Origin of the sequence: Yersinia thracica (assembly GCF_902170565.1) — a bacterium.
GTDB classification, from domain to species: Bacteria; Pseudomonadota; Gammaproteobacteria; order Enterobacterales; family Enterobacteriaceae; genus Yersinia; species Yersinia thracica.
Window position 1 is genome coordinate 1 of record NZ_CABHXX010000072.1, and the last position, 3,251, is coordinate 3,251.

Sequence of the window (3,251 nt, forward strand, 5' to 3'; positions counted from 1 at the left end):
AGACACCTTCGGGTTGTGAGGTTAAGCGACTAAGCGTACACGGTGGATGCCTAGGCAGTCAGAGGCGATGAAGGGCGTGCTAATCTGCGAAAAGCGTCGGTAAGGTGATATGAACCGTTATAACCGACGATACCCGAATGGGGAAACCCAGTGCAATTCGTTGCACTATTGCATGGTGAATACATAGCCATGCAAGGCGAACCGGGGGAACTGAAACATCTAAGTACCCCGAGGAAAAGAAATCAACCGAGATTCCCCCAGTAGCGGCGAGCGAACGGGGAGGAGCCCAGAGTCTGAATCAGTTTGTGTGTTAGTGGAAGCGTCTGGAAAGTCGCAGGGTACAGGGTGATACTCCCGTACACAAAAACACACTTGCTGTGAACTCGATGAGTAGGGCGGGACACGTGACATCCTGTCTGAATATGGGGGGACCATCCTCCAAGGCTAAATACTCCTGACTGACCGATAGTGAACCAGTACCGTGAGGGAAAGGCGAAAAGAACCCCGGCGAGGGGAGTGAAATAGAACCTGAAACCGTGTACGTACAAGCAGTGGGAGCACCTTCGTGGTGTGACTGCGTACCTTTTGTATAATGGGTCAGCGACTTATATTTTGTAGCAAGGTTAACCGAATAGGGGAGCCGTAGGGAAACCGAGTCTTAACTGGGCGTCTAGTTGCAAGGTATAGACCCGAAACCCGGTGATCTAGCCATGGGCAGGTTGAAGGTTGGGTAACACTAACTGGAGGACCGAACCGACTAATGTTGAAAAATTAGCGGATGACTTGTGGCTGGGGGTGAAAGGCCAATCAAACCGGGAGATAGCTGGTTCTCCCCGAAAGCTATTTAGGTAGCGCCTCGTGAACTCATCTTCGGGGGTAGAGCACTGTTTCGGCTAGGGGGTCATCCCGACTTACCAAACCGATGCAAACTCCGAATACCGAAGAATGTTATCACGGGAGACACACGGCGGGTGCTAACGTCCGTCGTGAAGAGGGAAACAACCCAGACCGCCAGCTAAGGTCCCAAAGTCATGGTTAAGTGGGAAACGATGTGGGAAGGCACAGACAGCCAGGATGTTGGCTTAGAAGCAGCCATCATTTAAAGAAAGCGTAATAGCTCACTGGTCGAGTCGGCCTGCGCGGAAGATGTAACGGGGCTAAACCATGCACCGAAGCTGCGGCAGCGAACGTATCACCCAAGACAATTTGATGATGTTGACAATGATTGACGGAGCGCAGCGACGTCAATGCGTTTTACAAAGTCGAGTTGGCTTAGGGATACGTTCGTTGGGTAGGGGAGCGTTCTGTAAGCCGTTGAAGGTGACCTGTGAGGGTTGCTGGAGGTATCAGAAGTGCGAATGCTGACATAAGTAACGATAATGCGGGTGAAAAACCCGCACGCCGGAAGACCAAGGGTTCCTGTCCAACGTTAATCGGGGCAGGGTGAGTCGACCCCTAAGGCGAGGCTGAAAAGCGTAGTCGATGGGAAACAGGTTAATATTCCTGTACTTGGTGTTACTGCGAAGGGGGGACGGAGAAGGCTAGGCTAGCCGGGCGACGGTTGTCCCGGTTTAAGCATGTAGGCGGAGTGACTTGGTAAATCCGGTTGCTTATCAACGCTGAGGTGTGATGACGAGTCACTACGGTGATGAAGTAGTTGATGCCAAGCTTCCAGGAAAAGCCTCTAAGCATCAGGTAACATTAAATCGTACCCCAAACCGACACAGGTGGTCAGGTAGAGAATACTCAGGCGCTTGAGAGAACTCGGGTGAAGGAACTAGGCAAAATGGTGCCGTAACTTCGGGAGAAGGCACGCTGGCATTAGGTAATGGGACTTGCTCCCGGCGCCGAAGCCAGTCGCAGATACCAGCTGGCTGCAACTGTTTAATAAAAACACAGCACTGTGCAAACACGAAAGTGGACGTATACGGTGTGACGCCTGCCCGGTGCTGGAAGGTTAATTGATGGGGTCAGCCTTACGGCGAAGCTCTTGATCGAAGCCCCAGTAAACGGCGGCCGTAACTATAACGGTCCTAAGGTAGCGAAATTCCTTGTCGGGTAAGTTCCGACCTGCACGAATGGCGTAATGATGGCCAGGCTGTCTCCACCCGAGACTCAGTGAAATTGAACTCGCTGTGAAGATGCAGTGTACCCGCGGCAAGACGGAAAGACCCCGTGAACCTTTACTATAGCTTGACACTGAACATTGAGCCTTGATGTGTAGGATAGGTGGGAGGCATCGAAGTGTGGACGCCAGTCTGCATGGAGCCAACCTTGAAATACCACCCTTTAATGTTTGATGTTCTAACTCGGCCCCATAATCTGGGGTGAGGACAGTGTCTGGTGGGTAGTTTGACTGGGGCGGTCTCCTCCCAAAGAGTAACGGAGGAGCACGAAGGTTAGCTAATCACGGTCGGACATCGTGAGGTTAGTGCAAAGGCATAAGCTAGCTTGACTGCGAGAGTGACGGCTCGAGCAGGTACGAAAGTAGGTCTTAGTGATCCGGTGGTTCTGAATGGAAGGGCCATCGCTCAACGGATAAAAGGTACTCCGGGGATAACAGGCTGATACCGCCCAAGAGTTCATATCGACGGCGGTGTTTGGCACCTCGATGTCGGCTCATCACATCCTGGGGCTGAAGTAGGTCCCAAGGGTATGGCTGTTCGCCATTTAAAGTGGTACGCGAGCTGGGTTTAGAACGTCGTGAGACAGTTCGGTCCCTATCTGCCGTGGGCGTTGGAAGATTGAGAGGGGCTGCTCCTAGTACGAGAGGACCGGAGTGGACGAATCACTGGTGTTCGGGTTGTCATGCCAATGGCATTGCCCGGTAGCTAAATTCGGAAGAGATAACCGCTGAAAGCATCTAAGCGGGAAACTTGCCTCGAGATGAGTCTTCCCTGGGGCTTTAAGCCCCCTGAAGGAACGTTAAAGACTATGACGTTGATAGGCTGGGTGTGTAAGTGCAGCGATGCATTGAGCTAACCAGTACTAATGATCCGTGAGGCTTAACCTTACAACACCGAAGGTGTTTTGTATTTGAGAGTAGAGAGATTTTCAGCGAAGTTCCGAGATTGGATTGGCAGGCTGCGTGATTATTTATAGGTAGCGTGTTAATTAAAACAGAATTTGCCTGGCGGCCATAGCGCGGTGGCACCACCTGATCCCATGCCGAACTCAGAAGTGAAACGCCGTAGCGCCGATGGTAGTGTGGGGTCTCCCCATGCGAGAGTAGGACACTGCCAGGCATCAAA

2 rRNA genes are annotated in these 3,251 nt (G+C 52.1%); both read left to right on the top strand.

The annotated features are described in order from the left end of the window. The first annotated feature begins 19 nt into the window (after positions 1-19). Positions 20-3,013: ribosomal RNA gene (locus FTA91_RS09655) — 23S ribosomal RNA — on the top strand. Between the two features lie 116 nt (positions 3,014-3,129). After that, positions 3,130-3,245 (top strand): 5S ribosomal RNA (rrf, locus tag FTA91_RS09660). Positions 3,246-3,251 lie beyond the last annotated feature (6 nt).